Raw genomic sequence first — 1,403 nt, 5'->3', positions numbered from 1 at the left:
TTTTTTTTATAATGGCATCAAAAAAAGGATTCCCATCACCAACCCCACTACGAATCAGAAAGGAAAATCCCCTATGGATAATAATACAAAAGTTTTATTAGGAATAAAAGACAAAAACATCAAAATCATTAATAATACTGTTTCTTTGCCAGAAGGAAGTTCAACGCTGATACTTTCTGGTATATTGGACTACCGTCCAAAGTATTGTCCTAAATGCGGCATTATTGATTCGACGCAGATTATCAGATTTGGGTGGCGCCACACAACTGTACGTTTACCACGGAACTTTGAGAGAGACGTTAGTCTCAAACTGAAAAGACGTTATTTTAAATGTAAATCATGTAATAAATACTTTCTCGCGGAAACAGATTTGGTCCCAAAAAACTGTTCAATATCCTACAATACCAGACTAGCTTGTATTGAAAAGCTATCAGACACTGTCTCTATGAAGCATATTGCCAAAGAAGTCAGTACTTCGGATTCATTTGTTGGACGAACTCTAATGAACTCGCAACGGGACTTTCGTCCCGATTTAAATAACTTACCACAAGTTATTCTTATGGATGAAATAAAGAGCACTAAAAGTGCCGAGGGAGCTATGAGTTTCGAATTTATGGATGCAGATACTCATCGATTAATCGACGTTTTAGATGCTCGCACACAATACCATATTGAACAATACTTCAAACGCTATACCACTAAAGCACTACAATCCGTCAAAGTAATTGTGACAGATATGAACTATACCTATCCCAAACTTGTTCAAAGTATCTTTCCAAATGCAATTGTAGTCACTGACCGTTTTCACATTATTAACAACGTAGTTCGTGGATTTAACAAAACTAGAATACAAGTCATGAAAAACCTTAATATTTCCTCTATTCAATATAAAGCTTTGAAAAAGTACTGGAAACTATTACTTAAGCCAGCTACTAAACTGGACTTCAAGAACTTTCATTCATGGACATATAATAAAAAAATGCTTTGTGAAACGGACTTTATCGATTGGTTGTTGTCATTTGATCCACAACTAGAAAGTGGATATGAAGTATTACAGCGCATCATGGCTTCTGTTAAAAGTAATGACTGGCAAGAATTTCAATATGCGATCAATAGTAATCAAAATCTATCGGAAACAATGGAAACCCCCTTATCAACTTTAAGGATTAACCAAGACTACGTCTTTAATGCCTTTAAAAACAAAACATATTCTAATGGACCACTTGAAGGTACTAACAATAAAATCAAACTCATTAAAAGAACGGGTTATGGCTTTAGAAGCTTCTTTAGATTCAGGCTTCGCATTCTAATCACTTTTAAATTTAAGTATCAAAAAAAGTCTAGTCACAAAGTGACTAAACTTTAATTAAAATTATTCACCAACAACAGTTGACGAACAACCA

At 34.4% G+C, this 1,403-nt stretch carries 1 protein-coding gene; it reads left to right on the top strand.

Going from position 1 to position 1,403, the window contains the following annotated elements; genetic code table 11:
* Positions 1–73 precede the first annotated feature (73 nt).
* Complete coding sequence (locus tag IV88_RS08910) at positions 74–1,366, top strand: ISL3 family transposase (RefSeq protein ID WP_057800540.1); 1,293 nt, start codon at positions 74–76, stop codon at positions 1,364–1,366.
* Positions 1,367–1,403 lie beyond the last annotated feature (37 nt).

Origin of the sequence: Pediococcus argentinicus, from assembly GCF_001437605.1 — a bacterium.
GTDB classification, from domain to species: domain Bacteria; phylum Bacillota; class Bacilli; order Lactobacillales; family Lactobacillaceae; genus Pediococcus; species Pediococcus argentinicus.
The sequence above is the reverse complement of the archived record's forward strand: the minus strand, read 5'-3'. Positions and strand labels throughout refer to the sequence as shown.